28 protein-coding genes are annotated in these 25,864 nt (G+C 63.7%); 18 read left to right on the forward strand and 10 right to left on the reverse strand.

Annotated elements, in window-relative coordinates; genetic code table 11:
- Window position 1 precedes the first annotated feature (1 nt).
- The gene (locus E4M07_RS09910) at window positions 2–385 is read right to left on the reverse strand and encodes a DUF2794 domain-containing protein (protein WP_136658141.1); all 384 of its coding nucleotides are present in this window, start codon (window positions 383–385) and stop codon (window positions 2–4) included.
- A 113-nt stretch (window positions 386–498) separates the two neighbouring features.
- On the reverse strand, window positions 499–1,260 hold the full coding sequence (locus E4M07_RS09915) for a thioredoxin family protein (protein ID WP_246660402.1): 762 nt from the start codon (window positions 1,258–1,260) through the stop codon (window positions 499–501).
- A gap of 265 nt (window positions 1,261–1,525) precedes the next feature.
- Between E4M07_RS09915 and E4M07_RS09920 the strand changes: the two genes are divergently transcribed.
- Together E4M07_RS09920 and E4M07_RS09925 are read left to right on the forward strand one after the other, a co-directional pair.
- Complete coding sequence (locus E4M07_RS09920; protein WP_169054152.1) at window positions 1,526–2,641, forward strand: efflux RND transporter periplasmic adaptor subunit; 1,116 nt, start codon at window positions 1,526–1,528, stop codon at window positions 2,639–2,641.
- A gap of 10 nt (window positions 2,642–2,651) precedes the next feature.
- A complete protein-coding gene (locus E4M07_RS09925; protein WP_136658143.1) occupies window positions 2,652–5,726 on the forward strand; it encodes an efflux RND transporter permease subunit in 3,075 nt (1,024 codons plus the stop codon).
- Window positions 5,727–5,734: 8 nt separating this feature from the next.
- On the opposite strand, the gene E4M07_RS09930 is transcribed toward E4M07_RS09925, so the two are convergent.
- Window positions 5,735–6,502: an AraC family transcriptional regulator gene (locus tag E4M07_RS09930; protein ID WP_136658144.1), complete on the reverse strand. Its 768-nt coding sequence runs from the start codon at window positions 6,500–6,502 to the stop codon at window positions 5,735–5,737.
- A gap of 105 nt (window positions 6,503–6,607) precedes the next feature.
- Here E4M07_RS09930 and E4M07_RS09935 point away from each other — a divergent pair, with 105 nt between their 5' ends.
- The gene (locus E4M07_RS09935) at window positions 6,608–7,144 is read left to right on the forward strand and encodes a peroxiredoxin-like family protein (protein ID WP_136658145.1); all 537 of its coding nucleotides are present in this window, start codon (window positions 6,608–6,610) and stop codon (window positions 7,142–7,144) included.
- Between the two features lie 151 nt (window positions 7,145–7,295).
- Here the strand turns inward: E4M07_RS09935 and acnA are convergent, their stop codons facing one another.
- Window positions 7,296–9,986, reverse strand: a complete 2,691-nt coding sequence (gene acnA, locus E4M07_RS09940) for an aconitate hydratase AcnA (protein ID WP_136658146.1) — start codon at window positions 9,984–9,986, stop codon at window positions 7,296–7,298.
- Window positions 9,987–10,267: 281 nt separating this feature from the next.
- On the opposite strand from acnA, the gene ccmA reads away from it, so the two are divergent.
- Both ccmA and ccmB read left to right on the forward strand, forming a co-directional pair.
- Window positions 10,268–10,939 carry a heme ABC exporter ATP-binding protein CcmA gene (gene ccmA / locus E4M07_RS09945; RefSeq protein WP_136658147.1) on the forward strand — a complete coding sequence of 224 codons (672 nt, stop codon included), beginning with the start codon at window positions 10,268–10,270 and terminating at the stop codon, window positions 10,937–10,939.
- On the forward strand, window positions 10,939–11,598 hold the full coding sequence (gene ccmB, locus E4M07_RS09950; RefSeq protein ID WP_136658148.1) for a heme exporter protein CcmB: 660 nt from the start codon (window positions 10,939–10,941) through the stop codon (window positions 11,596–11,598). Before ccmA ends, ccmB begins: the two co-directional genes overlap by 1 nt.
- On the opposite strand, the gene E4M07_RS09955 is transcribed toward ccmB, so the two are convergent.
- Window positions 11,599–12,033, reverse strand: coding sequence for a MarR family transcriptional regulator (locus E4M07_RS09955; RefSeq protein ID WP_136658149.1), 435 nt, complete (start codon window positions 12,031–12,033; stop codon window positions 11,599–11,601).
- Window positions 12,034–12,115: 82 nt separating this feature from the next.
- Between E4M07_RS09955 and E4M07_RS09960 the strand changes: the two genes are divergently transcribed.
- From E4M07_RS09960 to E4M07_RS09970, 3 genes are read left to right on the forward strand one after another with little or no spacing between them, the layout of a single operon-like run.
- A complete protein-coding gene (locus E4M07_RS09960) occupies window positions 12,116–12,484 on the forward strand; it encodes an antibiotic biosynthesis monooxygenase family protein (RefSeq protein WP_136658150.1) in 369 nt (122 codons plus the stop codon).
- 29 nt (window positions 12,485–12,513) lie between these two features.
- Window positions 12,514–13,056 carry a cytochrome b/b6 domain-containing protein gene (locus E4M07_RS09965; protein ID WP_136658151.1) on the forward strand — a complete coding sequence of 181 codons (543 nt, stop codon included), beginning with the start codon at window positions 12,514–12,516 and terminating at the stop codon, window positions 13,054–13,056.
- Window positions 13,053–13,496, forward strand: a complete 444-nt coding sequence (locus E4M07_RS09970; RefSeq protein WP_136658152.1) for a hypothetical protein — start codon at window positions 13,053–13,055, stop codon at window positions 13,494–13,496. Before E4M07_RS09965 ends, E4M07_RS09970 begins: the two co-directional genes overlap by 4 nt.
- A 3-nt stretch (window positions 13,497–13,499) precedes the next feature.
- On the opposite strand, the gene E4M07_RS09975 is transcribed toward E4M07_RS09970, so the two are convergent.
- Complete coding sequence (locus E4M07_RS09975) at window positions 13,500–14,129, reverse strand: glutathione S-transferase family protein (protein ID WP_136658153.1); 630 nt, start codon at window positions 14,127–14,129, stop codon at window positions 13,500–13,502.
- Between the two features lie 114 nt (window positions 14,130–14,243).
- Here E4M07_RS09975 and E4M07_RS09980 point away from each other — a divergent pair, with 114 nt between their 5' ends.
- The 3 genes from E4M07_RS09980 to E4M07_RS09990 all read left to right on the forward strand — a co-directional run bounded on the left by E4M07_RS09980 (window position 14,244) and on the right by E4M07_RS09990 (window position 17,000).
- Window positions 14,244–14,825: a TetR/AcrR family transcriptional regulator gene (locus E4M07_RS09980; RefSeq protein WP_136658154.1), complete on the forward strand. Its 582-nt coding sequence runs from the start codon at window positions 14,244–14,246 to the stop codon at window positions 14,823–14,825.
- 97 nt (window positions 14,826–14,922) lie between these two features.
- Window positions 14,923–16,392, forward strand: coding sequence for a carboxypeptidase M32 (locus E4M07_RS09985; RefSeq protein WP_136658155.1), 1,470 nt, complete (start codon window positions 14,923–14,925; stop codon window positions 16,390–16,392).
- 167 nt (window positions 16,393–16,559) lie between these two features.
- Window positions 16,560–17,000, forward strand: a complete 441-nt coding sequence (locus tag E4M07_RS09990; protein ID WP_136658156.1) for a hypothetical protein — start codon at window positions 16,560–16,562, stop codon at window positions 16,998–17,000.
- Window positions 17,001–17,004: 4 nt separating this feature from the next.
- Here E4M07_RS09990 and E4M07_RS09995 read toward each other — a convergent pair whose 3' ends face one another.
- Complete coding sequence (locus tag E4M07_RS09995; protein WP_136658157.1) at window positions 17,005–17,880, reverse strand: LysR substrate-binding domain-containing protein; 876 nt, start codon at window positions 17,878–17,880, stop codon at window positions 17,005–17,007.
- A 70-nt stretch (window positions 17,881–17,950) separates the two neighbouring features.
- Between E4M07_RS09995 and E4M07_RS10000 the strand changes: the two genes are divergently transcribed.
- Both E4M07_RS10000 and E4M07_RS10005 read left to right on the forward strand, forming a co-directional pair.
- Complete coding sequence (locus E4M07_RS10000; RefSeq protein ID WP_136658158.1) at window positions 17,951–18,175, forward strand: hypothetical protein; 225 nt, start codon at window positions 17,951–17,953, stop codon at window positions 18,173–18,175.
- Between the two features lie 149 nt (window positions 18,176–18,324).
- Window positions 18,325–19,287 carry an ABC transporter substrate-binding protein gene (locus tag E4M07_RS10005; RefSeq protein ID WP_169054153.1) on the forward strand — a complete coding sequence of 321 codons (963 nt, stop codon included), beginning with the start codon at window positions 18,325–18,327 and terminating at the stop codon, window positions 19,285–19,287.
- Between the two features lie 9 nt (window positions 19,288–19,296).
- On the opposite strand, the gene E4M07_RS10010 is transcribed toward E4M07_RS10005, so the two are convergent.
- Window positions 19,297–20,202 (reverse strand): DMT family transporter, encoded by a 906-nt coding sequence (locus E4M07_RS10010; RefSeq protein WP_169054154.1) that lies wholly within the window; start codon window positions 20,200–20,202, stop codon window positions 19,297–19,299.
- Window positions 20,203–20,356: 154 nt separating this feature from the next.
- Between E4M07_RS10010 and E4M07_RS10015 the strand changes: the two genes are divergently transcribed.
- The 5 genes from E4M07_RS10015 to E4M07_RS10035 all read left to right on the forward strand — a co-directional run bounded on the left by E4M07_RS10015 (window position 20,357) and on the right by E4M07_RS10035 (window position 23,985).
- Window positions 20,357–21,613, forward strand: a complete 1,257-nt coding sequence (locus tag E4M07_RS10015; RefSeq protein ID WP_169054155.1) for a cytochrome P450 — start codon at window positions 20,357–20,359, stop codon at window positions 21,611–21,613.
- Between the two features lie 95 nt (window positions 21,614–21,708).
- Entirely contained in the window at window positions 21,709–22,470 is a 762-nt protein-coding gene (locus tag E4M07_RS10020; RefSeq protein WP_136658162.1) for a heme ABC transporter permease, read from the forward strand.
- Window positions 22,464–22,643, forward strand: coding sequence for a heme exporter protein CcmD (gene ccmD / locus E4M07_RS10025; protein WP_169054181.1), 180 nt, complete (start codon window positions 22,464–22,466; stop codon window positions 22,641–22,643). The genes E4M07_RS10020 and ccmD overlap by 7 nt, the downstream gene beginning before the upstream one ends.
- Window positions 22,633–23,253, forward strand: coding sequence for a DsbE family thiol:disulfide interchange protein (locus E4M07_RS10030; protein WP_136658164.1), 621 nt, complete (start codon window positions 22,633–22,635; stop codon window positions 23,251–23,253). Before ccmD ends, E4M07_RS10030 begins: the two co-directional genes overlap by 11 nt.
- Window positions 23,254–23,286: 33 nt before the next feature.
- On the forward strand, window positions 23,287–23,985 hold the full coding sequence (locus E4M07_RS10035) for a metallophosphoesterase family protein (protein WP_136658165.1): 699 nt from the start codon (window positions 23,287–23,289) through the stop codon (window positions 23,983–23,985).
- Here the strand turns inward: E4M07_RS10035 and E4M07_RS10040 are convergent.
- Both E4M07_RS10040 and ftsY read right to left on the reverse strand, forming a co-directional pair.
- Window positions 23,982–24,632, reverse strand: coding sequence for a septation protein A (locus tag E4M07_RS10040; RefSeq protein ID WP_136658166.1), 651 nt, complete (start codon window positions 24,630–24,632; stop codon window positions 23,982–23,984). The genes E4M07_RS10035 and E4M07_RS10040 overlap by 4 nt on opposite strands.
- Window positions 24,633–24,646: 14 nt before the next feature.
- A partial coding sequence (ftsY, locus tag E4M07_RS10045; protein WP_136658491.1) for a signal recognition particle-docking protein FtsY occupies window positions 24,647–25,864 on the reverse strand: 1,218 nt, incomplete at its 5' end.

The raw sequence follows: 25,864 nt of genomic DNA on the forward strand, positions 1-25,864 counted from the left end.
GCTAACCCCGCACCAGTTTCGGCGACTTGTCGAACACTTTCAGCACCTGCGCGACGTCATGACCGCGCTTGACGATCAGGCCGCTGGCGGCGATCACCGAAAAGGCACCCTGCTTGCGGGCAAGCTTGGGATCCTTCTCGATGCGGAACATCGGCACCTCGCTGGCACGCCTGAATACCGAGAAGACAGCCTTGTCCTTCAGGTGATCCAGGGCGTAATCACGCCATTCCCCCTCCGCCACCATGCGCGAATAAAGGCGCAAAATGGCGTCGAGCTCTCGGCGCTGAAATGTTATGGGAAGCTGCTCTTTGTTTCTTCGGAACTCTTTAAGATCGACCAGAACAGACGCTGACACACTCTCTGGCTCTCCCGGATTTCCATCCATGTTTGATCCTTTGTTTCCGCATTAACGGCAATGGTTCTGTGACAGAACGGTGTCAGTTTGCCAAATGCGGGAGGAATTGCAAGCCCGGGAACCCCCGGGCCCGCAATGCGGGATCAGGAGCTGCCGCCGTCCATGATCACGCCCGCGCCGATGATGGCGCCGGGCACGCCCTTGGATTTCATGGTCTGGAGCAAAATGGCGCAGCCGTCGTAACCGTCGCCGCTGATGACGGAGACCGGAAGATCGAGCTCCACGGCCTCGCCTTCCCACATGGCGACCGTCTGGATGTCGCGCACCGAATTCCAGTAGGTAAGGTTCCTGCCGCGGTTCTCGCCGCGCCGGATGTCAATGGTGTTCTCGCGGTCGAAATAGACGAGGATCACATTGGCCTTGCCCTGTCCGGCGCCGATGTTGATCTTCATCTTGTCGCCGTCGAGGCTTGCCTCGATCGGCACGCTCAGTCCGCGACCGCCGCCCGCGAAGGCGTCCACCTTGCGGTTGATTCCGCGCTTGTCGGCGCCGTTCAGGTGATCGCGGCCATTGACCACGACCTGCGGCGTGTAGACGCTTTTGCGCCCGAGTGACCTTGCATAGTCATACTGGCGGTCGGTGCTCTGCTTGGAGCTGAGCGTGTCTTCCCATCCGAGATAGTTCCAGTAGTCCACGTGATAGCTGAGCGCGACCACATTGCCCTGGCCGACAAGTTCGCCGAGAACCGCATCGGCCGGCGGACACGAGGAACATCCCTGGCTGGTGAACAGCTCGACAACGCCCACCGGCGCCTTGTCTCCGGCTGTCGCGAGTGTCGCGGGCAACGCGGTCAGCGCACCGATTGCGATTGCCAGTTTTGCGAATTTCATAAGGGTCTTTGCCATGTCATTGCCTGCTTGCCGAACGCAACGCATATCCCCCCGGGGCACGTCGCGCAACGCCGGGTCAACGCCGCACAATGTACCGTTATCCCAGCAATCTTGTACCTGTGCAGATGTTCAAGATAAAGTCACGTTCCGGTGAAAGTATCGCTACCGGCGATCCTTCTGCCGGCCCGCGCGCCGGCGAATTGTCAACGCGGTCATTGACCTGCGGTTTCGATATGGTCAAATGCGCCAAAACAGCAGCGGCCTTCCTGGGGGACATTGCATGCGTAAACTGATGATGCCGGGTCTGATGCTTGTCGCACTGGCGGGCTGCGGCGAGGATGACAGCCGCACGGGTGCAATCGAGCCTGTCGTCAGGGGTCTGAAGACCTGCCTCGTCGAGGATGTCGAAGAAACCACGGTGCGGCACTATCCAAGTGTTCTGCAGCCGGCATCGACAACCACATTGTCCTTCGAGGTCAGCGGCCGGCTCATGCAGGTCAATCTGGCTGTCGGCCAGAGCGTCGGCGCCGGGGACGTGATTGCGGAGATCGATCCGACATCACTGGAACTGCAGGTTGCCAATGCGCGGGCAGCGGTTCAACAGGCTGAATCGACCGCCCGCAACGCCGAGGAGGACTTCCAGCGCAAGTCGCAGCTCGTGGAGCGGGGTGTGGTGACCCAAGCCGACGCGAACCAGTCGCGAACGGATATGGAGACCAGCCAGGCGCAACTCGTTCAGGCGCGCAAGCAGCTCGAGACCGCCGAGGAGGACCTGGGAAAGGCGGTCCTCAGGGCGCCCTTCGACGGTATCGTCAGCTCGGTGGACGTCGAATCGTTCACCAACGTGACCGCCGGTTCGCCGGTTGCGACCATCTACGCCGACGACTCGTTCGAATCCTCTTTCACGGTCAGCTTCGACATCGTCAACCAGCTTGCCGTCGGCAAGCAGGCCGTCATCCGCCTCGCGGACGATCCCTCGATCATCCTGCCGGGCCATGTCAGCGAACTCGGCTCCCGCGCCGACAGCGTCTCGGCCTTCCCGGTCGTCGTCTCGCTCGACGAAACCAACGCGCTCCTGAAGGCCGGCATGGCTGTCGAAATCACGCTGGAATTCGCGGTGCCGCGCGGCGCCGGCTACACATTGCCGCTGACCGTCATGCCGATGCAGGGAAATTTCGAAGTGCCCGACGATCCGCAGCAACCGGGCTCGCTGGAGCTTTTCGTCTATGACGAGGCGAGCGGCACGGTGAAGCTGCGCGAGGTGCTCGTCGGCGGTCTGCGCGACAACCAGCTCATCGTCGTCGACGGCCTGCAGCCGGGCGAACTCGTCGCCTGCGCCGGCGTGTCGTTCCTGCGGGACGGCATGGAGGTCAAGCCGCTGACCGAAGAAACCTAGGGGTCGGAAAATGGAATTTCTGACCCGCTTCGGCATTTCCAAGTCACGCCTGACGCTGCTGGTTATGATCGCGCTCGTCCTGCAGGGGCTGTTGTCCTACGGCACCATGCCGAAGCGCGAGAACCCGGCGATCACCATCCGCAGCGCTCAGATCAGCGCCCAGTTCCCGGGCATGTCGCCGGAGCGCATGGAGAACCTGATCGTCAAGCCGATCGAGCGCAAGGCGCGGGAGATCGGCGAGGTCGAGGACATCAATGCGCTGATCTCGACGGGCAGCACGCTGGTCACGGTTTCGATTTACGATCACGTGCCGAAAGCTGAGCTCAACACGGTCTTCGAGGACATCCGCAACAAGATGGACGATTTGAAGCCGAGCCTGCCGGACGGCACCGAGGGACCGTTCGTCAACACCGATTACGGCGACGTCGCCATCGCCACGATCGCCGTGACCGGCGAGGGCTTCAGCAACGCGGAACTGCGCGATTCGGCCGATGACCTGCGCGAATATCTCTACGAGATCGACGGCATATCGAAGGTATCGCTCTTCGGCGTCCAGGAGGAGCGCATCTGGCTGGAAATCGACAGCCGCAAACTTGCGGCGGTCGGCATCCAGCTCAACCAGGTGATCAGCGACCTGCAGGCGCAGAACGTTATCCTGCCTGCCGGCGAGATCGACGCCGACGGCGTCAATCTCATCCTCGAGGCGAATGGCGACCTGCGCTCGGTCGAGGAAATCGAGGACGTGCTGACCAAGGTCCAGGGGCTGTCCGGATTCATCCGCCTCAAGGACCTGATGAACGTGCGGCGCGGCTATCAGGATCCGGTCAACAAGCCGGTCTATTTCAACCGCCAGCAGGCGGTCATCGTCAGTGTCGAAATGACCGACACCGAAGATATCCAGAAGATCGGCGCGGCCCTGCAGGAAGCGGTCGGCCAGTTCGAGCTGACGCAGCCGATCGGCATCACCTACAATTTCTCCACCTTCCAGGAGACCAACGTCACCACCTCGATCAACAGCGCGCTGACGAACGTGGCGCAGACCTTCGCGGTGGTGCTCGTCGTGATGATGATCTTCCTCGGATTCCGCGGCGCGCTGATCATCGCCTGCATCGTGCCGTTCACCGTGACCTTCGCGCTGATCGGCATGAACCTGATGGAAATCGACCTGCAGCAGATTTCCATCGCCGCGGTGATCATCTCGCTCGGCCTTCTTGTCGACAACGGGCTTGTCGTCGTCGAGGACATCGAGGGGCGCATCAAGCGCGGCCTGTCTCCGGAAGAGGCGGCGCTCGGCGCCGGCCGGCAGTTCTTCATTCCATTGGCCGTGGCGTCGATCACCACCGTTTCGGCGTTCATTCCGATGCTGACGCTCGAGGGAACCGAGGGCGAATTCGCGTTCTCGCTCGGCGCGGTCGTCGGCATCATGCTTGCCGGCTCCTGGTTCACGGCGCTCTACATACTGCCGACCCTGTGCGTGTGGTTTGCGCGCCGCAAGGCGGCGGGCGACAAGGACCCGCAGCCCAATGTCGTCGTGCGCACCTATGGCGCGATCATCGGAAAAACGCTCGCATTCGGGCCGATTATCATCATTGCCTGCTATGCCGCCGTCTTCGGCGCCGTCAGCCTTTTCTCCAGCCTCAAGAACGAGATGTTCCCGCTGTCGGAGCGCGCCGAATACATGATCTATCTGAACATGCCGAAGGGCACGGCGATCTCGGCGACGCGCGCCGAGGCGCTGGCGGTCGAGGAGTGGCTTCTCGACAAGGAGGCCAATCCCGAGGTAGTCAACACGACGGTGTTCGTCGGCGACGGCGGTCCGCGCTTTTACCTGGCGCTGAACCCGGCCGATACCGACCCGTCCGCGGCGTTCATCCTGGTCAACACGCAGAACTTCGAAGGGGCCGTCACGGCGGCGGACCGGGCCTGGCGGTACCTGGTGGAAAACCACCCCTCGGGACGCTTCAAGGTCAAGCGGCTGTCGATGGGCGGCGGCGAATCCGGCATTGTCGAGATCAAGATCTCGGGACCGGGCGCCGAGCGGCTGCTAATGCTTGCCGACGAGGTGGAGGTCGCTTTCGACGCGGTGCCGGGCATCTCCCAGAACGAAAACGACTGGGGCAACAAGACGCTCAAGATCGTCATCGACGTCGACCAGAGCAAGGCGCGCGAGCTGGGCGTGTCCTCGCAGGAAATCTCCGATCTGATGGACACGTTCTATTCGGGCACCAACGTGTCGACCTACCGGGAAGGCGACCAGTCGATCCCCATCGCCGTGCGCGCCGAGGAACGTTTCAGGAGCAGCCTTGAGGAACTCGCGGGTCTCGCCATACCGGCGGAGGGCCAGCTGATTTCGCTCGACCAGGTGGCCACCTTCGATCCGCAGCTCGAGTTCTCGCAGATGCGGCGGGAGAACCAGGTCCGGCTGATCAAGATATCCGGCAAGAGCGAAACGCTCGCCGCGAATCGCGTCCTTGACCTGATCAGGCCGACGCTCAACCAGCTCAATCTGGACGGCGGCTACAAGCTGGAGATCGCCGGCGAGACGGAAAACAGCGCGGAGGTCAACGAAAAGCTCAGCGCCGGCATGCCGCTCGCGCTGATGGTCATGCTGGTGGCGCTGATGTTCCAGTTCAACTCCATCCGGCGGGTGCTGCTGACGTTCATGACCGTGCCGCTGATCATCATCGGCGCGCCGCTGGCGCTACTTGCAACCGGACGGCCGTTGTCCTTCTTTGCCATACTGGGCCTCATCTCGCTGGCCGGCATCATCATCAACAACGCGATCGTGCTGATCGACCAGATCGATATCGAGCGCGAGACGATGGCGCTCAAGGAGGCGATCATCGAGGCGGCCAAGAAGCGGGTGACGCCGATCCTCCTGACATCGCTGACAACGATATTCGGCCTGATGCCGATGGCGATCAACGGCGGGGCGCTGTTCGAGCCGATGGCGACGCTGATGATCGGCGGCCTGGCGATCGCGTCGGTGCTCAGCCTGTTCTTCGTGCCGGGAGCCTATTTCATGTTGTTCGGCGGCTTGTGGCGGCGCAGCAAGACGCCCGAGGCCGTGCCGGATTCAGCCTGAAGCGCGGATTACTCGGCGGCCAACAGGCCGCGGCCTTCCCTTCGGATCGATACCGGCGCCTGCCCGTAGTGCTTGTTGAAGGCGCGGCTGAGCGCCTCGGAGCTGCCGTATCCCAGGCGCCGGGCGACCGACTGCACACGCTCGCCCGAGGCGATCGACTGGCGCGCCAGGATCATGCGCCAGCGCCGCAGGTAGGCCTGCGGCGTCTCGCCGACCTGGGCTGTGAACTGTTCCGAAAAACGGCTGAGCGACATGCCGGCGACCTCGGCGAGGTCGACATTGCGCCAGTTGCGGCCCGGATCGTCGTGCAACGCGACCAGCGCACGGCTGAGCCTTGCATGGGCGAGACCGGACAGCAGGCCGGGTGTCGTCGCGCCCAGTTCGATCTGCCGGCGAAGCAGACGGATCAGCAGAACCTCGCACAGACGGTTGAGCGCCGACGCGGATCCGCAGCGATTGTCCGCCGCCTCGGCGATCACCATCTGCAGCAGCAATTGCGTTCCGTCGTCGTCCTGTGTCTCCATCATCACGCTTTCCGGCAGGGCGGCGACCAGGGGATTGCTGCGTCCGTCCCAGTCGGCCCGCGCCTCCACCAGCCGCTTGTGCGGCGCAATGGCGCTCTCGGACCTGACGTGCCGCGGCCAGAACTCGACGCCGCAGGGGCTGTCTGTTGCCGCCGACCCGAAGACGATCAGGTTGCCTTCGCCGGGCTCCACCATCTCGACCGACATCTGGAAATGCCGCATCAGGGCGGACAGGCGGTCGAATCTGCTCATGGCTCACCTCGGCTCAATTTGGGTGTTTCGATCATATTATTCGGATTTTCTAGACCATGGCTTCTGCTAGAACAAGATCAAGCAAACGCAAAAAATGAGAACGCCATGTTGATGCCACGCCAGAAAACGCCGGACCTTGCGGTGCCCACCCTGTCCGGAGAACAATTCGACCTCAGCCGGGAAAAGTCGGAGCGCGGGGTCGTGGTCTGCTTCTACCGCGGACTGCACTGCCCGATCTGCGCCAACTACCTGAAGGAACTCGAAAAGCAGACGCCGGCCTTCGCCGAACGCGGGGTGACGACGATCGCGATCAGTTCCGACGGCCAGGAGCGCGCCCAGGCCATGGCCGACAAGATCGAGGCCAAGAACCTGCGCTTCGGTTACGACCTCAGCCTCTCCAAGGCGCGCGAATGGGGCCTTTACATCTCGACATCGCGCGGCAAGACCTCGATCGGCATCGAGGAGCCGGCGCTGTTCTCGGAGCCGGGTCTCTTCCTGGTGACGCCCGAGCAGACGCTCTATTACGGCTCCGTCCAGACGATGCCGTTCGTGCGGCCGCATTTCTCGGAACTGGTCGGCGCGCTCGATTTCGCCATCGAGAAGAACTACCCGGCCCGCGGCGAATATGCCGGTGAGGTCTGACGACCTCTGCCGATCCTTGCGGTCTCAGAGGCGCGAGAACCGCAGGGATCGGCCGGGCCACCCGTTTCCCGCCTCCTGATCAAATCGGGAAAAAAGAGGGCCGCCGGATGTTCGCCCCATCCAGCGGCCCTTCTTTATTCTGCGGTACCGGCTAGGCGGCGAGGTCGCGCAGCACCGTCTGCAGGATGCCGCCATTGTTGACGTAGTCGACCTCGTCGAGCGTGTCGATGCGGCAGATGATCGGCACCTCCCTGACCGTGCCGTCGCCATAGGTGACTTTCGCAACCTTCGTCTCGCGCGGCTTGATGTGCTCAAGCCCCTCGATGGTCACACGCTCGTCGCCCTTGAGATCAAGGCTCTCCCAGCTCGTGCCGTCTTCGAGAACGAACGGAATGACGCCCATGCCGACGAGGTTGGAGCGGTGGATGCGCTCAAAGGACTGGGCGATGACGGCGCGCACGCCAAGCAGGTTCGTACCCTTGGCTGCCCAGTCGCGGGACGAGCCGTTGCCGTATTCGACGCCGGCGAAGATAACCAGCGGCACGCCTTCCTGCTTGTAGAGCATGGCGGCGTCGTAGATCGACATCTCTTCCTTCGAAGGATAGTGGATCGTGTAGCCGCCTTCCTTGCCGTTCGGCCCGAGCATGTGGTTGCGGATACGGATATTGCCGAAGGTGCCGCGCATCATCACCTCGTGGTTGCCGCGCCGAGTACCGTACTGGTTGAAGTCGGCGACAGCGACGTGGTGGTCCATGAGGTATTCGCCCGCCGGGGACTGTGCCTTGATGGAGCCGGCCGGCGAGATGTGGTCGGTGGTGATCTTGTCGCCGAAGAGGCCGAGCACACGGGCGCCGTTGATATCCTTGATGCCGCCGGGCTGCTTGCCCATGCCAACGAAGTAGGGCGGGTTCTGGACATAGGTCGAACCGCTGTCCCAGGCATAGGTCTGGCCGGACGGCGCCTCGACATTCTGCCAGTTCTCGTCGCCCTTGAAGACATCCGCATACTTGGTTTCGAACAGTTCGCGGGTGACGTTCTCGGCAATGAATTTCTGGATCTCCTGCGCGGAAGGCCAGATATCCTTCAAGTAGACCGGGTTGCCGTCCTTATCGTCGCCGATCGGCTCGGTGGTCAGGTCCTTGGTGACGGTGCCGGCCAGCGCATAGGCGACGACCAGCGGCGGCGAGGCGAGGTAGTTCGCCTGCACATCAGGCGAGATGCGGCCCTCGAAGTTGCGGTTGCCGGACAGCACGCCGGCGGCAATCAGGCCCTTGTCGTTGATGGTCTTGGAGATCGGCGCCGGCAGCGGACCGGAATTGCCGATGCAGGTGGTGCAGCCGAAGCCGACGAGGTTGAAGCCGAGCTTGTCGAGCTCCGTCTGCAGGCCGGACTTGTCGAGATATTCGGCGACAACCTGGGAGCCGGGCGCCAGCGAGGTCTTGACCCAGGGCTTGGTCTTCAGGCCCCTGGCGACCGCGTTGCGGGCAAGCAGGCCCGCGCCGATCAGCACGGACGGGTTCGAGGTGTTGGTACACGAGGTGATGGCGGCGATGGCGACGTCGCCATGGCCGAGATCGTAGTCTTCGCCCTCGACCGGGTAGCGCTTGTCGGCATTGACGGTCTTCTTGTATTCGTCTGCCAGTTCCTTCGCGAAACGAGACGCAATCTGCTCGAGCGGCGTGTGTCCCTCAGGGCGCTTGGGGCCGGCCATCGCCGGAATGACGTCGCCGAGATCAAGCGCGAGCGTGTCGGTGAAGACTGGATCGGCGGAACCTTCCTCGCGCCACATGCCCTGCGCCTTGCTGTAGGCTTCGACAAGCGCCAGCCGGTCCACGGCGCGGCCGGTCATCGTCAGGTAGTTGATGGTCTCGCTGTCGACCGGGAAGAAGCCGCAGGTGGCGCCGTATTCAGGGCCCATATTGGCGATGGTCGCGCGGTCGGCGAGCGTCATGTTCTCAAGGCCGGGGCCGAAGAACTCGACGAACTTGCCGACAACGCCCTTCTGGCGCAGCATCTGGACGACGGTCAGCACGATGTCGGTGGCAGTGATGCCTTCCTTCGGCTTGCCGGTCAGGCGGAAGCCGATGACTTCCGGCAGCAGCATGGAGATCGGCTGGCCGAGCATGGCGGCCTCGGCCTCGATGCCGCCGACGCCCCAGCCGAGAACGCCGAGGCCGTTGATCATGGTGGTGTGCGAATCGGTGCCGACGCAGGTGTCGGGATAGGCGACCGTCTCGCCGCCCTCGTCCTTCGTCCAGACGGTCTGGCCGAGATATTCCAGGTTCACCTGGTGGCAGATGCCGGTGCCGGGCGGCACGACGCGGAAGTTCTGGAACGCCTGCTGGCCCCATTTGAGGAAGCGGTAGCGTTCGCCGTTACGCTTGTATTCCAGCTCGACATTGCGGGCAAAGGCGGTGGGCGTACCGAACTCGTCGACAATGACCGAATGGTCGATCACAAGGTCCACCGGAACCAGAGGGTTGATCTTCTCCGGATCGCCGCCGAGGCTCTTCATGGCGTCACGCATGGCGGCGAGATCGACCACCGCGGGCACGCCGGTAAAATCCTGCATGAGCACGCGCGCCGGGCGGTAGGCGATTTCCTTGCCGGCGGCGCCCTTGTCGTTCAGCCATGCGGCGACATTTTCGATGTCTTCCTTGGTGACGGAGCGGCCGTCCTCGTTGCGCAAGAGGTTCTCCAGAAGCACCTTCATGGAAAACGGCAGCGCCGAAATGCCGTCAAGGCCGTTCTTCTCGGCCTCCGTCAGGCTGAAATAAGTGTATTCCGCATCGCCTACTTTAAGCGTGCTGCGGCAGTTGAAGCTGTCGAGTGATTTCGTCACAGGCGGCTCTCATCTTCGTTGGTTCACCGAATACTACCGAACGAACGCCTTAAGACGTGCGAGACGCACGTAGAAGCCTGCGGGTGCGGCCATTTCCGCTGTCCGTCCGTGGCTGGTCCGATTGACCCTCAACCATGTTCGGCGCAAATATGGTGTTCACGCCGACCGCTGGCGTGGTTGCAGGCCTTATAGATAATTTTATAGAACGGTTCTAGACCGTATTAAGTCGAATCTGGAGTTTTTTCCGTGATGCACAATTTCGGCCGGAAAGCAGGCGACTAATGCGGCTCGTCGCCGACAATCTGTGCGTCGCGCGCAGCGGCCAGGTCTTCTTTTCCGGTATCAGTTTTTCCCTATCCGCGGGCGAGGCCCTGGTGGTCTCGGGGCCGAACGGGGTCGGCAAATCGACGTTCCTGCGGGTGCTGGCCGGTCTGCTGCCGGACGCGGAAGGCTCCGTGCGGCTTGAAGGCGCAGACTGCGAGACCGTTGCGGAAGGCGCCCACTATCTCGGCCACCGGAACGGCATGAAGCGCGAACTGACGGTGCGCGAGAACCTGGAATTCTGGCGCGATTTCACAAGGCAGCCGGAAACCGGCCGGCCATCCGGGCCGCTGACTGTCCTGGAGGCGATCGCGGCCGTCGGACTGGACGGTGTCGATTACCTGCCCTTCGGTTACCTTTCTGCCGGGCAGCAGCGGCGCATCGCGATGGCGCGATTGCTGGTCTCGTATCGGCCGCTATGGATCCTCGACGAGCCGACCGCTGCTCTCGACGGACAGTCGCAGGCGATGTTCGCGGGCCTTGTCGACAGCCATCTCCACAGCGGCGGCCTGGTGGTCGCGGCGACGCACCATGCGCTCGGCCTGAGCAATGTCCGCAGCCTTGTATTCCAGCCGGGTGCCGAGGCGGCGCTCAGTGCCGGCGGATCATATTCGGCGGAGGCCACGGCCTGATGCCGGCGCTTTTCCTGCGTGACCTGCGGCTCGCGGTGCGCGCCGGCGGCGGCGCGCTGATCGGCGTGCTGTTCTTCCTGGCGGTGGTGGCCGTCATCCCCTTCGGCGTCGGACCGGATCTCAACCTCTTGTCGCGCATCGGGCCGGCGGTGCTGTGGATCGGGGCGCTGCTCGCGGCGCTGCTCGGGCTCGACCGGTTGTTCCAGCTCGACCGCGAGGACGGCTCGCTCGACATCATGCTGATGCAGGAAACGCCGATGTTTTTAACGGTGCTCGTTAAATGCCTGGCGCACTGGACCGCGGCCGGCCTGCCGCTGATCATCGCCTCGCCGGTGCTCGGCCTTTTCATGAATGTCAGCGGGCCGGCCATGCTGGCGGTCGCTGCGACCCTGCTGGTCGGGACACCGGCGATCACGTTCATCGGCGCCGTGGGCGCGGCGGTCTCAGTGGCGCTGCCGCGCGGCGGCGTCCTGGTCTCGGTGCTGGTGCTGCCGCTCGCCATTCCGGTGCTGATCTTCGGGGTGAGCGCGGTGAACGGGGCGATCCAGGACCCGGCGCCGTTCCTGCCGCCGTTCCTCATCCTGTGCGCGCTCACGCTGTTCTTTTCCGTGCTCGGCCCTCTCGCCGCCGCGGCGGCGCTGAAGGCGTCGTCGGACTGATCAGTCCGGTTTCTGCAGCGCCGCGATCACCCGGCGCATGAAGCCGACGAACAGGGCGCGTTCCTCCTCGGCAAGGCCGGAGAGCGCCCGGGCGTTCACCGCATCGGCGGCGTCATAGGCACGGTCGCGAATACGCTTTGCCTTCACTGTGAGCCAGATCTGCTGGGCGCGGGCATCCGACGGGTGTTTGGAGCGCCGGATCAGGCCGTCCCGCTCCATGCGGGTCAGCGTGTTGGCCATGGTCGCCTGTTCGATGTCGAGCCTTGCCACCAGTTCCTTCTGGGTGATGCCGTCCTTCTCCCAGAGCGCCAGTAGGGCCGGGAACTGTCCCGGCACGATGCCCAGCGGAGCGATGCGCTCCTGCAGGCCCTGGGCGAAGAGCCGCGCCATGTGGTTGGCAAGATAACCCGCCGATTTTTCCTTATCGAACCGCATGCCGCATATTTTCACTTGAATAGCATGCTATGCAATATTATATAGCTTGCTATGTAAATGAAATTCGGAAAGGGAAACGGAAATGGCCGGTTTTGAAGAACTCGATGCGGTGGTCAGCCTCGCCGAGCAGATGCGGTCCGATGAAGGCCCGGTCGTGCTGATCAACGTCTTTACCGTCGATCTGGCGGACGAGGATGCGCTGCTTGCCGCCTGGGCGCATGATGCCGATTTCATGAAGGCGCGGCCCGGTTACATCTCGACGCAGCTGCATCGCGGCATCGGCGGCAGTTCAACCTTCGTCAATTACGCCGTGTGGCAGGATGTGGCGAGCTTCCGCAACGCGTTCACCGATCCGGAGTTTCAGCGCCGCATCGCCGACTATCCGCCGAGCGCCGTCGCCCGCCCGCACCTGTTCAGGAAGCTGGCGGTGGCCAATCACTGCGTCGCCTGACGTCAGCGACACGAACATCGGAGGGCATCATGTCGCTTAAAAGCACATCGCGGCGCTACGGTTCTGTTGCGGTTTCCATCCACTGGATCAGCGCTCTCATTATCGTGTTGCTGATCGGCTCCGGTCTGAGGGCGGATGGCGCGGCGGATGCAGCCGCCAGGATCATCCCGCTTCGGATACACATCGCTCTCGGCCTGACGGTCCTGGTGCTGACGCTCGCCCGAATTGCCTGGTGGCTGTTCGCAGACAACAAGCCGACATCTGTTCCGGCTCCGCGCTGGCAGAGCCGGCTTTCAGGCGCGGTGCATGTCCTCTTCTACGTCGTGATCCTCGGCATGACAGCGAGCGGCATCGGCATGCTGTTCCTTTCGGGCGCGGCGCCGCTGATCTTCGAAGGCACGGCCGCGAACCTGCCGGATTTCGACCTCTATCCGCCGCGGCGGGCGCACGGTTTCGGCGCCCGGCTGATGATCGCGCTCTTCGTCCTGCACACGGGCGCCGCGCTTTACCACCATTTCCTCAAGAAAGACGGCCTCATGCAACGCATGTGGTTTACCCGAGACCGACCATGAAAACGAAGACCCATGCGGCGGCGGGCGCCGTCGCGCTGCTGACGATCCTCATCTTCTGGACATCGACCGTGGGTGTTGAGCTGTTCGGTTCGCACGAAGCCGTCGCGTCCGTCAAATCGGCCATATTGAGGGGCATGATCATTCTCGTCCCAGCCATGGCGATCGTCGGCGCCACGGGCATGTCGCTCGGACGCAAACGGCGCGACCGGCTCACGAGGGCGAAGAAGACCCGCATGCCGCTGATCGCGGCGAACGGCCTTCTCGTACTGGTGCCGTCGGCGTTTTTCCTGGCGGGCCGGGCGGAAGCCGGTCTGTTCGACGCCTGGTTCTACGGGATCCAGGCACTGGAGCTGGTCGCCGGCGCCGCCAATATCGCGATGATGGGTCTGAATATCCGCGACGGGCTGAGGATGACCCGGCGCATCCGCCGGGCCGCCTGACCTTCAGCCGAGCGTTGAATATTCTGACGGCCACGGATCGCGCCAGGCATCGATCGCCATCATGCCGTCGGCCCAGCGGCGCAGCTCCGCGAAGGGCTCGAGCGGAAGCTCGGCCTGGTCGGCGAGCGGGATGAAGGTGGCGACGCCGAAATCGGCGATGGTCAGCCGGTTGCCGAGGATGTGGTCGCGGCCCTTCAGGTGGTCGTCGAGTATCCCGGCGAACTGCTTGAAAAAGCCGGTGGCCTCCTCGATCTCCGCGGCATCGGGGTCGCCGGCGCCGATGGCGCCCTTCAGGAAGCGCTGGAACCACAGTCGGCCCGCGTGCCTTGAAAAATGCGCCGTGTCCCAGTTGAGCCATTTCATGACCTCGATCTGCAGGACCGGGTTGTCCGGCCACAGATCGGATCCGCTCTTCAGGGCGAGATAAGCCATGATGGCGTGCGCCTCCCACAGATGCACGTCGCCATCCGCCAGCGCCGGGGTCTTGCCGTTCGGGTTGACCGCCAGGTAGGCCGGCGTCTTGTGCTCGCCCTTGGCGAGTTCGACGCGGACGAATTCGACGGGCGCGTTCACATGTTTCGCCACGGCGCAGGGTTTTCGGGGATTGGGTGTCTCGGAATAGTAGAGCTTCATCGCTGTCTCCTCCGGAATAGGGGGCCTGCCGGCAGCTTGATCCACGAATTAAATATGTTCAAGAACATATTAAATCCGCCATTATGATGGGCAAACAAATCCGGAGGAGCGCCCATGCCCTATACGGCGAAACACAAGCAGGAAACGCGCAGGCGCATCGTCGAAAGCGCCCACCAGCTGTTCAACCGCCGCGGTTTCGCGGACGTGTCGATCGACGAGATCATGGCCCGCGCCGGACTGACGCGCGGCGGTTTCTACAATCATTTCCGCGCCAAGGAGGATCTTTACGCCGAAACGCTGTCGGCCTATGCGCAGCGGCGCGAGGACGACAATTCGGGCCTGCCGGAATGCGGCTCCGAGACGGCGCGCCTAATGGTCAACCGCTATGTGTCGCGCGCCCATCTCGACGATCTCGACGCAAGCTGCCCGCTGATGGCCCTGCCGTCCGACGTCGCCCACGCAGGCGCCGGCGCCCGCGCCGCCTATGAGGCGGTGCTGGAAACCATGGTGTCGTTCTTCGAGATGAACCTTCAGGCGCGCGACGGTCTTTCGCCGCGCGAGCAGGCGCTGGCGCTGTCGGCCACATGCGTCGGCGCCATGGTGCTGGCGCGCACCATCGACAACGTGGACCTTGAAAACGAGATCTGCCGGGCGGCGGCCAGATTCGCCTGCGACGCGATCGGACCGGACGGCTGAGGACGATCCTCCCGGCCCGTCGGCGGGTGCGGTTGCTTTTGACACGATTTCAACCTATCTCGCGGTTACGAACGCTTTCAATCAGCAAGGTCCGCCGATGCCCCTTCCCCAGCTTCTCGATCACCTGAAGAAAACCGCAGCGCTCAGCCAAGTCGCCGGGCTCATTGCCTGGGACCAGGAGGCGATGATGCCGAAGGAAGGCGCCGGACAGCGCGCTGAGCAGACCGGCGCGCTCGCCTCAGTGATCCACGGCCTCACCGCCGATCCGCGGGTGCCCGAATGGATTGCCGGGATCGACCGGACGTCCCTGACGGCATTCGATCTGCGGAATATCGAGGAGGCGCAACGCAGCTACGACAGGGCGACGAAAATCCCGACGCGCCTGGCCGAGGAGAGCGCCAAGGCCGCCTCCGAGGGCCAGCGCATCTGGGCGCAGGCGCGCGCCGAGAAGGACTTTTCCATGTTCGCGCCGGCGCTGAAGCGCAATGTCGCGCTGAAGCGCGAGGCGGCATCGTGCCTGGCCGCGCCGGGCGAAGACCTTTACGACTGCCTGCTCGACGAATTCGAGCCGGGCGCAAAATCGGCCGAATTGCTGCCGCTGCTCGAGAGCCTGCGGCCGGGCCTGGTGGCGCTACGCGAAAAGATCGCCGGCAAAGAAGCGCCGCGGCCGCTGACCGGCCGCTTCCCGGCCGATGCCCAGCTGACGCTTGCCAGGAAGGTCGCGACACGCATCGGCTATGATTTCGACGCCGGCCGGATCGACACGGTGGTGCATCCCTTCTGTTCCGGCAATGGCGGCGACGTGCGCATCACGACCCGGACCGACGAGGCCGATCCGCTCAACTGCCTTTATTCGACCATCCACGAGGTCGGCCACGCGCTCTATGCGCAAGGTGCGCCGGACCCGTATCTTCCGGCCGCCGACTACTGCTCCATGGGCGTCCATGAGAGCCAGTCGCGTTTCTGGGAAAACCAGATCGGCCGCTCGCGTCCGTTCATGGACTGGCTCTATCCGGCCATGCAGGAGGCCTTCGGCAGTCTCTCGCTCGACGGCCCGGATGGGCTTTATGCGGCGGTGAACACTGTGCATTCCGGCTTCATCCGCACCGAGGCAGACGAGGTGCACTACAATCTGCACATCCTGCTGCGCTTCGAGTTGGAGCGCGAACTGATCGCCGGCACCCTGGAGGCCGAGGACCTGGAAGAGGCGTGGAACAGCCGTTTTGCCCGTGACTTCGGCGAAACGGTGCCGGATCCGAGCCTCGGCGTCCTGCAGGACGTGCACTGGTCGATCGGCCTGTTCGGCTATTTCCCGACCTACAGTCTCGGCAACATCTATGCCGCCTGTCTCGACAAGGCGATGCGCCGGGACCTGCCCGGCCGCGACGCCATGGTGCAGGCCGCCGAAACAGGGCCGATCCTCGACTGGATGCGCGAAAAGATCCACAAGCGCGGCCGCCTGCTGCCGGCGCCGCAACTCATCGCGGAGGCAACCGGCGAGGCACCGTCCGCACAGCCGCTTCTGGATTATCTGGAGGCCAAGTTCGGCGCGCTCTACGGACTTTGAATGTTTGTTCGTCGATCGGCTGTCTCGGCGATACAGAAATACCGAATTTGTGATCCGACGGGTCAAAATGCGGCCTCAATGCCCCCGCCATGGGTATAGTGCGTCGCAAAAGTTGCCGCCGGGTCGCGCCGACCCTCTTCGCCCCGGAGGCATTCAGGAGCAGGAAAATGACATTGAGACCATCCGTTGTTTGCATGGCCGCGGCGCTGGCGCTTGCCGTCTTTGTCGCCCCGGCCGCCGCGCAGTACCGCCCCGAGCTGGTGGGCGTTTGGAAGGGAAAACTCGACAACGGCGCGCGCGTTTTGCCGGACGATCCGAGCCCGACCTACTACAACGCGCTCAATCCGCTGCTCGAGATCACCATGACGATCGTCGGCCAGGACGACCGGTCCTTTCACGGCGTCATGGGCAATCATGAGGAGCGGGAATATGTCGTCGGCGTCGTCCGGGCGGACGGCAAATCGCTGCTGATGGCCGATGACGACGGCTACAAGAGCGCGACGATGCTGACGCCGAGCACCATGGAATACTGCGTTCAGGTCGCCTCCGGCGATCACATGGTCGCGGCCTGCGGTGTGCTCGAAAAGCAGGCCGAAGGCGACAAGTAGCCGTTCAGGACATTTCCGATTTCAGCCAGCGTTTGAAGGCGCGGGCACCGGTGCTGCCGATTCCGTCCTCGGCCTCGATGAGCCAGTAGGACAGGCCTGTCGGGTACCGGTCGGGAAAGGGCGCGACCAGCTGGCCGGCACCGATAGCGTCGGTGGCCATCGGCTCCCAGCCGAGAAAAACGCCGAGCCCCGCAATCGCGCCGTCAACGCACAAGGATGCATTGGAAAGGTCCGGACCCTCCTTCAGGATGTCCGGTGTCAGGCCGTTCGGCGTGAGCCAGACATCCCATTCGAACATCGCGTCCGGGTCGCGGATAATCGGGTATTCGGCGATCTGTTCGGGCCGCTTGAGATCCTCGGCGATTGCCGGGCAGCAAAGCGGAAAGACTTTCTGGTCCAGCAGTTTCTCGGCGCGTACGCCCGGCCAACCACCCTTTCCGAACCGGATGCAGATGTCGACATCGGACTTTCCCGGATCAACGAATGCGAGCGAAGCGTCGAGACGTACACGGATGTCCGGGAATGCCCGGTGAAAACGGCTCAGCCGCTTGACCAGCCATTTCTCGGCCAGCACCGGCGGAACGGAAACGGTCAGCGTGCCCTGCCGGTCGGCTTCGGCCAGCGCCACCGCCGCCGACAGCTCGGCCATGGCGACGCCGAGACGGCGGGTAACCTCGACTCCGAGTGGTGTCTTGTGCAAACCGCGCGGCCGGCGCTCGAACAGCGTGCGGCCAAGCTGGCGCTCCGCCTTCTGCACCTGCTGGCTGACAGCGCCGACGGTGACGGCTAGTTCCTCGGCCGCGGCGGCAAGGCTTCCCAGCCGGCCCACCGCCTCCAGGGCACGCAATCCCGTCAGGTTCAAGCGGTTCAGGTTTCTCATATAGAAAAACTATATCAGATTGAAGAAATAGTCGATCAGCCAGGTACTGTTCCGGTGATAGTATACAGAAATGCTAAACATTCTGATACGTGAGATATTCCACCTGACGGTGTCCGTCGGAAGCGATGCGGCTTCGGTCACCGACCGGAATCGCGCCGAAACCGAACGCCATATGCGCTGGCGCCGCGATCCGCTTTCCCATCCCGACATTCAGGCCATGACGGCCACCGAACTCGGCGACCTGCCGTTCGATGCCCGAAGGATCCTCGGCACGCCGCCCGTGAACGGACGTTAGTTTGGAGGGTGTTCCGCTCTGCCTTACATCCGCCCGCAATTGCCGGTTTCGCGGTGAAACGAGATGTTATCCGTACGGAAATTACGCGCTTCATTTCAATGGCGGAACGCTCTAGCATGGCGCGGTACATCCCTTTCCCGGAGGACCGCATGATCCGTCGCTGCTGCCACGCCCTGGCGATCGCCTTTTTCAGCCTGCTCGTCTTGCCGGCGCTCGCGGCCGCGAGCGATCTGATGAAGGTCAATATCGGCGTCGACTGGTTCATCAATCCGAACCACGGTCCGCTGGTTGTCGCGCTGGAGCGCGGCTATTTCGCCGATGCCGGTCTCGATGTCACGCTGCGGACGCCGGAAGAAACGATCGACAATGTCACCATGGTGCTCGACGGCCATGTCGCGATCGGCCTGTCGGACCAGCCGCGCACCCAGATCGAGGTCGCCAACGGCAGCCCGCTCTCGGTTGTTGGAACACTCATTCCGGTGCCGCTCAACGTGGTGCTCGCGGTCGAGGGCGGACCGATCAAGACCATCGAGGATATACGCGGCAAGCGGGTCGGATACGCCGACAGCGAAAAAACGGAACGCGATCTGCTGATGATCGCGCTTGCCGCGCACGGCATTACCAGCCAGGACATCACGTTGGTCGATGTCGAGTTCGCGATGGTCCCGGCGCTGCTCGACGGCAAGGTCGACGTGCTGACGGATGTCTACCGCAACTTCGAGCCGCTGCAGTTGCAGCTTGCCGGCGAAACGCCGATTGTGTTCGACGTCGAATCGGGCACCATGCCGACCTACAGCGAACTGGTCTACATCGTGAATGACGCGCTGATCGAGCCGGACATTGTCGAAATGTTCCTGGCCGGTGTCGAACGCGGCGTGAAGGCCATTGTCGACGACCCTGAGGCGGGGTGGGAGACGTTCATCAAATACGATCCCAAGCTCGACAACGAGCTCAACAGGCTGTCCTGGGATGCGACGGTGCCGCTGTTTTCAACCGATCCGGGAGCGGTCGACCAACAGGCCTTCGCGCGGTTCGCGACCTTCCTCGTGGCCAACAAGCTTGTCAGCGCCATTCCCGCCCTTAACCGCTACATCTACGATCTCGAACCCTAAGACGGTTCGTCAATCACCGGGCCGGCTGCGGGCCGGCAGGCGTTGCGCTGTGTATATGGCAGCAACGACAAGGGCGGCACCGAGGAACTGGTTCGGCGACATCTGTTCACCGAGAAGCATGACAGCCAGCGCAATGGTCAGCACCGGCTCGAGATTCATGATCAGGCCGGTGCGCGACGGTCCGATCAGGCGCACGCCGGCATACATGCCGAGAAAGGCGCCGGCAAAGGTCAGCATGGTGGCCGCGACGATGAAGAAAGCGAACCCTTCCGTCGGCGGCAACGCCCAGCCGCGGGCCAGTGGTGCGAAAGCCAGGACCAGCACAAAACCGGTAACGGCCATGTAGAAGGTCGAAACGGTCGAGGGAACGGACTTGAGCTTACGCCCGTTCCACAGGAATGACACGGTGACCGCCAGCGCCGCCAGGATCGAGAAGAACAGGCCCGGACCGTTGAGGCGCTCGAGCCCGATTCCGAGACAGATCGCAAGGCCGAGGAACGCGCTGAGCAGGCAGGCAATCTCCATCAATGCCGGTGGCCGGCGGTCAAGCAGGCTCTCGCTCAGCCGGATCAGCAGCGGGAATGTATAGAAGATCAGGATCACCAGGCTGACGGGCATGAAGAAGAATCCCGCGATCAGGGACCCGGAGCCGATCGTATAGGCAACGCCTGAGCCGATGCAGTGCAGGACGTTTTGCCGGCCGATGCGAAGCGAGATGCCCTGAAAGCGAATCCAGGCGCCGCAAAGCACCAGGAAACAGGCGAGGCGCAGCAGGAGCAGCGTCTCGGTGTTGACCCCGAGTGCGTAGACCATCGGCGTCAGCACGTTGGAAAAGCTGATGGCGACCGTCGCCGCGACGACGATCATCAGGCCGAGCGGGGCATGGGACTGTTCTGACGGTTGCGTCTCGTTCATGGCGTTCGGGCGTTCGGTCCGATGGCGTTTATTCCCGGATGGGCTCATACGTGGCCGGCGGCCCGCTGGGCAACCGAAATCTGCGCCCGGTTTGGCGGCGAGCCGGCAAATCACCATATATTGGAAAGGCCCATGCGCCGAGACGGAGGCAGCGATGACTTCATACCGGCTCTCCAGACCGCTGGCATTCGACATTCAGAGTGCCGCCTTCAAGAGCGATCCGTTCCCGACCTTCGCGGCGATGCGGGAGGCCGGACCGGTCATTCCGATCAAACTGCCGTTCATCGGGCGGGCCTGGGTGACGACAAGCCACGCTGCGACGATTGCGATGGTCAAGGACAACCGGCGTTTCGTGCAGGAGGGCCGCCATGCCGGAAAGAGAGGCGTTGCCGGCATGCAGTGGTGGATGCCGCGGACGATGCGGCTTCTGGCCAACAACATGCTCCTGAAGGACGAGCCCGACCACCGGCGGCTGCGCAAGCTGGTCGACCGCGCCTTCCAGCGCCGCGACGTGCAGGCCATGCGCGGCGATATCGAGGCGCTGGCGGACGGCATCCTCGATGAACTCGCCGGGCCGGCGCAAGTCGATCTGCTCAACGAATTTTCCCGGCGGCTGCCGCTCGAGGTCATTTGCGACCTGCTCGGACTGCCGGACAGCGACCGGCACAAATTCTCCCAATGGATGAGCACATCCGCCTCGATCACCGGCATTGCCGGCCTCCTCAGGGCGCTGGGGCCGATCCGGAAGATGGTCGGTTACGTGCGCGAACAGATCGAGGACTGTCGCAGGGCACCGCGCAAGGGCCTCATCTCCGAACTGGTGCTGGCCGAGGAGGACGGCGACAAGCTGGACGAAGAGGAGCTTATCTCGATGGTGTTCCTGCTGCTCGTCGCCGGATTCGAGACGACGACGCACCTGATCGCCGACAGCGTCATCGCGCTGGAACAAAACCCGCGGCAAAAGGCTTTTCTTCTGGCCGATCCCGGCCCGCGCATGGAGCGGGCGGTCGAGGAACTGGCGCGCTTCACATCGCCGGTGCAGGGCACCAAGGCGCGCTATGTGGCCGAGGACACGGTGTTCTTCGACCAGCCGCTCAAGCGCGGCGAGCTGATCATGGGTCTCATCGGAGCGGCCAATTGCGATCCGGCGGAATTCGAGGCGCCCGATACGCTGCGGCTCGACCGGTTCCCCAACCCGCACCTGGTGTTTTCCTCCGGCATCCATTTCTGCCTCGGCATGCAGCTGGCGCGGGTCGAGGCGCAGAGCGCGCTGCTGAAGCTCTATACGCGGTTCCCGGACCTTCGCATCGAGGAACCGGATCGCCTGCCATGGATCGAGCGGCTCGGCATACGCGGCGTCAGCGCCCTGCCGGTGTGCCTCGAGCCGGCGCCGGCACGGCGTGCAGCTTGAATTCGCTGCGGCAATTGGCGCCTCGCGCGATCACGGCAAATTGCCTATTTTGCGCCGCCTGCAGCATTGTCTGGAACCTTTCCAAACGGTAAACAATGACCACGATGATCACCAGCGCCGCCAATTTCGTCTCGGGCCTCGCCAATCCCACGCGTTTTTTGAACGCCGTGGCGCGCGTGCTGCCGTGGATGGCGGGCATCACCGGCGTGCTCTTTGCCGTCGGGCTCGTCATGAGCTTCCAGGCGCCCGAGGACTACCAGCAGGGCATGACGGTGCGCATCATGTTCATCCATGTGCCGTCGGCCTATATCGCCATGTTCTGCTACGCTGTGATGGCCGTCTCGGCGATCGGGACGCTGGTGTGGCGGCATCCGCTGGCCGATGTCTCGGCCAAGGCGGCCGCGCCGATCGGCGCCGCCTTCACCTTCCTCGCACTGCTGACCGGGTCGCTGTGGGGCAAGCCCATGTGGGGCACCTGGTGGGTCTGGGACGCGCGGCTGACCTCGGTCTTCGTGCTGTTTTTGATGTATCTCGGGCTGATCGCGTTCTACCGGGCCATGGACGATCCGGCGCGCGCCGCGCGGGTCGCCGCCGTCCTCATCCTCGTCGGCTCGATCAACATCCCGATCATCAAGTTTTCCGTCGACTGGTGGAACACGCTGCATCAGCCCGCCAGCGTCATCCGGCTGGACGGGTCGACGATCCATCCGACTATGCTCTATCCGCTGCTTGTCATGGTGCTCGCCTTTACGATGCTGTTCTTCACATTGCACCTGATGGCGATGCGCAATGAAATCTGGCGGCGGCGGGTCGCCTCGCTGCGCCGGCAGGCGGCGCGTTCGGTGCAGGCATCATGAGCCATCTCGCCTTTGTCCTGATCGCGTACGGCGCGACCGCGCTGACGATTGCGGCGCTCATCTTATGGGTTCTTATCGACCAGCGCGGGCGGCGGCAGGAACTGGCCGAACTCGAGGCGCGGGGCGTGCGCCGCCGTTCCGCGGAAAATGCCGGGGGTGGCCATGTCCAGTGAAACCGGCAACAACGGCGCATCGCCGGCGAGGCGCAGCCAGCGCCGCTTCATCGCCTTCGTTCCGCTGATCTCCTTCGCGGTGCTGGCGGTCATCTTCTACAGCCAGCTTACGTCGGGACGCGATGTCTCGGAGGTGCCGTCCGTGCTGATCGGCACCGCGGCGCCAGCGCTCGACCTGCCGCCGCTCGAAGGCCTGAAAAGCGACGGCGCCCAGATACCGGCGCTGACCGATGCCCAGGTCGAGGGCAAGGTCACGCTCGTCAATATCTGGGCAAGCTGGTGCCTCCCGTGCCGGCAGGAGCATCCGCTGCTCATGGCGCTTGCCGAAGACGGCCGCATCAACCTCGTCGGCATCAACTACAAGGACCAGACGTCCAACGCACTGCGTTTCCTCGGCGAACTCGGAAATCCGTACACGGCGGTCGGGATCGATCCGAGGGGGGTCGCGGCCATCGACTGGGGTGTCTACGGCATTCCGGAGACCTTCCTGCTCGACAGCAACGGCACGATCGTCTTCAAGCAGATCGGGCCGTTTACCCCGGATGCGGTGCGCGACCGGCTGATGCCGGCGATCGAAAAGGCCCTGTCGGTGCCCGCCAAACAGTCCTAGGCGATCCCGCCGGAACCGGCGATCGGATGATCGATGAACAGGATCCATTACGCCATCGGCGACGTGCATGGCCGGGACGATCTCCTGGAGGCGATGCTGGCGCGTATCGTTTCCGACCGGGGCCGGCGGCATGCGGACCGGCCGGCCACGGTGGTCCTGGTCGGCGACTATGTCGACCGCGGCCCGGACAGCGCCGCCGTCATCGACCGGCTGATGCGCGGCCTTGACGGTTTCGAACTGGTCTGCCTGAAGGGCAATCACGAGGCGATGCTGCTTGCCTGCGTCGATGCCGACGATCCGCGCACCTGGCTGCACTGGATGGGCAATGGCGGCGAGGCGACCCTTCGCTCATTCGGCCTCGATGCGAACAGCAGCGGACAGTCCGGGAGCCTGATCGGTGCCGTGGGTCTGGAGCGGCTTGCCTGGCTCAGGCGTTTGCCGCTCTATCATGCGACGCCGGACTATCTGTTCGTGCATGCCGGCATTGTTCCCGGCCGGCCGATTGAGGAGCAAGCGGAGCAGGACCTCTTGTGGATCCGCGACCGTTTCCTCGACAGCGACCGGGACCATGGCCGGCTGGTCGTCCATGGCCATACGCCGGTCGCCGAGCCGGATATCCGGCCCAACCGCATCGGCATCGATACCGGCGCATTCTTTACCGGGCGGCTGACGGCCGTGGTGCTCGGAGAAGCGGACGGCCCGCGTTTCCTGATCGCCGAAAGCGCGTCCTAGGCCTTTTCATCCTCGTCCGGAATGGTGTGGCGCATGATCATCGGCATCTGGCTCATCGTGAACGCGATGGTGATCGGCATGATGCCCCACACCTTGAAGGCGACCCAGAAATCGGTGGAGAAATTGCGCCACACGATCTCGTTGACGATGGCGAGGAACACGAAGAACAGGCCCCAGCGCAGGGTCAGCTTGCGCCAGCCGTCGGCATCGAGCCTGAAGGCGCTGTCGAAGACGTAGCCGAGCAGCGATTTGCCGAAGACGAGGCCGCCGAGAAGGACGCTGGCGAACAGGCCGTTGACGATGGTCGGCTTCATCTTGATGAAGGTGTCGTTGTGCAGCCACAGCGTCAGCGCGCCGAAAACGAAGACGACGATGCCGGAGACCAGCGGCATGATCGGCAAGGTACGGGTCAAGAGCCAGGAGGTTGTCAGCGCGATGGCCGTGGCGATCATGAACAGGCCCGTCGCCAGGAAAATCGGACCGCCGAAGGCGGCGAGCGGCGGGAACTTTTCGACCAGCCACTCGCCTCGCGCATTGGCGAAGAAGAAGACCAGCAGCGGGCCCAGTTCCAGCGCTAGCTTGAGCACCGGGTTAATCTCCTGGCGGTCCGGATCGGACGGGTCGCGTTCGAATACGGGCTGGCTCATGCGGGCCAATCTCCTCACGTTTCGGCCGGCGCGCGGCCGGCGATGGCGTTGGCGAAATCGCCCGCCTCGAAGGGCTCCAGGTCGTCGACGCTCTCGCCGACACCGATGAAATAGATAGGCAGCTTGTGTTTGGCGGATATCGCCACGAGGATGCCGCCGCGGGCAGTGCCGTCGAGCTTGGTCATGACAAGGCCGTTGACGCCGGCGACGTTGCGGAAGATCTCCACCTGGTTGAGCGCGTTCTGGCCGGTCGTCGCATCAAGCGTCTGCAGCACGGTGTGTGGCGCCTCGGGGTCCTGCTTGCCGAGAACGCGGACGATCTTCTCCAGTTCGTCCATCAGTTCGGCCTTGTTCTGTAGCCGGCCGGCGGTGTCGATGATCAAGACGTCGGTGCCGGCCTCGCGGGCCTTTTCGAAGGCGTCGAAGGCGAGGCCCGCGGCATCGGCGCCGAGCTTTGACGAGACCACCGGCGAATTGGTGCGCTCGCCCCAGATCTTCAGCTGTTCGATGGCCGCGGCGCGGAACGTGTCGCCGGCGGCGAGCATGACCTTCAGGCCGCCATCGGCGAGTTTGGCGGCGAGCTTGCCGATGGTCGTCGTCTTGCCGGTGCCGTTGACGCCGACCACCAGGATGACGTGTGGCTTGTGGGTAAGGTCGAGTTCCAGCGGCAGGGCGACCGGCTCGAGAACCTTCTCGATCTCGCTCGCCATGATGTCCTGCACCTCGTCGGGGGAGATGTCCTTGCCGTAGCGGCCGGCGGCCAGCGTGTCGGTGATGCGCAGCGCCGTCTCGACACCGAGGTCGGACTGGATGAGCACGTCCTCCAGGTCCTGCAGCGTGTCCTCGTCGAGCTTGCGGCGGGTGAAGATGCCGCTGATCTGGTCGGTGAGCTGCGCCGAGGTGCGCGACAGGCCCTGTCGCAGCCTGCGGAACCATGTCGGCCGAGGCTGTTCGTCGGGCGACGGTTCCGGCGCGGGTGCTTCCGGCGGTGTGACGCCCGCCGATATCGCCACTTTGCCAGAGCCGGAGGATTCACGTGGAACAGCATCTGTGGATTGGCCGTCGCCGGGGTTGATTTCAGCGGCAGGGGATTCAGCCTTTCGAGGCTCAGGCTCAGGCTCAGGCTCAGGCTCAGGCTCAGGCTCAGGCTCAGGCTCAGGCTCAGGCTCAGGCTCAGGCTCAGGCTCAGGCTCAGGCTCAGGCTCAGGCTCAGGCTCAGGCTCAGGCTCAGG

Source organism: Nitratireductor sp. XY-223 (genome assembly GCF_004959855.1).
GTDB lineage: Bacteria > Pseudomonadota > Alphaproteobacteria > Rhizobiales > Rhizobiaceae > Hoeflea_A.

Coding starts and splice junctions, on each gene's coding strand:
- E4M07_RS09920 (WP_169054152.1), top strand. CDS start 1,526: ATGCGTAAACTGATGATGCCGGGTCTGATGCTTGTCGCACTGGCGGGC.
- E4M07_RS09980 (WP_136658154.1), top strand. CDS start 14,244: ATGCCCTATACGGCGAAACACAAGCAGGAAACGCGCAGGCGCATCGTC.
- E4M07_RS09965 (WP_136658151.1), top strand. CDS start 12,514: ATGTCGCTTAAAAGCACATCGCGGCGCTACGGTTCTGTTGCGGTTTCC.
- ccmB (WP_136658148.1), top strand. CDS start 10,939: ATGCCGGCGCTTTTCCTGCGTGACCTGCGGCTCGCGGTGCGCGCCGGC.
- E4M07_RS10010 (WP_169054154.1), bottom strand. CDS start 20,202: ATGAACGAGACGCAACCGTCAGAACAGTCCCATGCCCCGCTCGGCCTG.
- E4M07_RS09970 (WP_136658152.1), top strand. CDS start 13,053: ATGAAAACGAAGACCCATGCGGCGGCGGGCGCCGTCGCGCTGCTGACG.
- E4M07_RS09960 (WP_136658150.1), top strand. CDS start 12,116: ATGGCCGGTTTTGAAGAACTCGATGCGGTGGTCAGCCTCGCCGAGCAG.
- E4M07_RS09995 (WP_136658157.1), bottom strand. CDS start 17,880: ATGAGAAACCTGAACCGCTTGAACCTGACGGGATTGCGTGCCCTGGAG.
- E4M07_RS10000 (WP_136658158.1), top strand. CDS start 17,951: ATGCTAAACATTCTGATACGTGAGATATTCCACCTGACGGTGTCCGTC.
- E4M07_RS09930 (WP_136658144.1), bottom strand. CDS start 6,502: ATGAGCAGATTCGACCGCCTGTCCGCCCTGATGCGGCATTTCCAGATG.
- E4M07_RS10015 (WP_169054155.1), top strand. CDS start 20,357: ATGACTTCATACCGGCTCTCCAGACCGCTGGCATTCGACATTCAGAGT.
- E4M07_RS09990 (WP_136658156.1), top strand. CDS start 16,560: ATGACATTGAGACCATCCGTTGTTTGCATGGCCGCGGCGCTGGCGCTT.
- E4M07_RS09915 (WP_246660402.1), bottom strand. CDS start 1,260: ATGGCAAAGACCCTTATGAAATTCGCAAAACTGGCAATCGCAATCGGT.
- E4M07_RS09910 (WP_136658141.1), bottom strand. CDS start 385: ATGGATGGAAATCCGGGAGAGCCAGAGAGTGTGTCAGCGTCTGTTCTG.
- E4M07_RS10035 (WP_136658165.1), top strand. CDS start 23,287: ATGAACAGGATCCATTACGCCATCGGCGACGTGCATGGCCGGGACGAT.
- ccmA (WP_136658147.1), top strand. CDS start 10,268: ATGCGGCTCGTCGCCGACAATCTGTGCGTCGCGCGCAGCGGCCAGGTC.
- E4M07_RS09955 (WP_136658149.1), bottom strand. CDS start 12,033: ATGCGGTTCGATAAGGAAAAATCGGCGGGTTATCTTGCCAACCACATG.
- E4M07_RS09975 (WP_136658153.1), bottom strand. CDS start 14,129: ATGAAGCTCTACTATTCCGAGACACCCAATCCCCGAAAACCCTGCGCC.
- E4M07_RS10040 (WP_136658166.1), bottom strand. CDS start 24,632: ATGAGCCAGCCCGTATTCGAACGCGACCCGTCCGATCCGGACCGCCAG.
- E4M07_RS09935 (WP_136658145.1), top strand. CDS start 6,608: ATGTTGATGCCACGCCAGAAAACGCCGGACCTTGCGGTGCCCACCCTG.
- E4M07_RS10020 (WP_136658162.1), top strand. CDS start 21,709: ATGACCACGATGATCACCAGCGCCGCCAATTTCGTCTCGGGCCTCGCC.
- E4M07_RS10030 (WP_136658164.1), top strand. CDS start 22,633: ATGTCCAGTGAAACCGGCAACAACGGCGCATCGCCGGCGAGGCGCAGC.
- E4M07_RS10005 (WP_169054153.1), top strand. CDS start 18,325: ATGATCCGTCGCTGCTGCCACGCCCTGGCGATCGCCTTTTTCAGCCTG.
- E4M07_RS09925 (WP_136658143.1), top strand. CDS start 2,652: ATGGAATTTCTGACCCGCTTCGGCATTTCCAAGTCACGCCTGACGCTG.
- E4M07_RS09985 (WP_136658155.1), top strand. CDS start 14,923: ATGCCCCTTCCCCAGCTTCTCGATCACCTGAAGAAAACCGCAGCGCTC.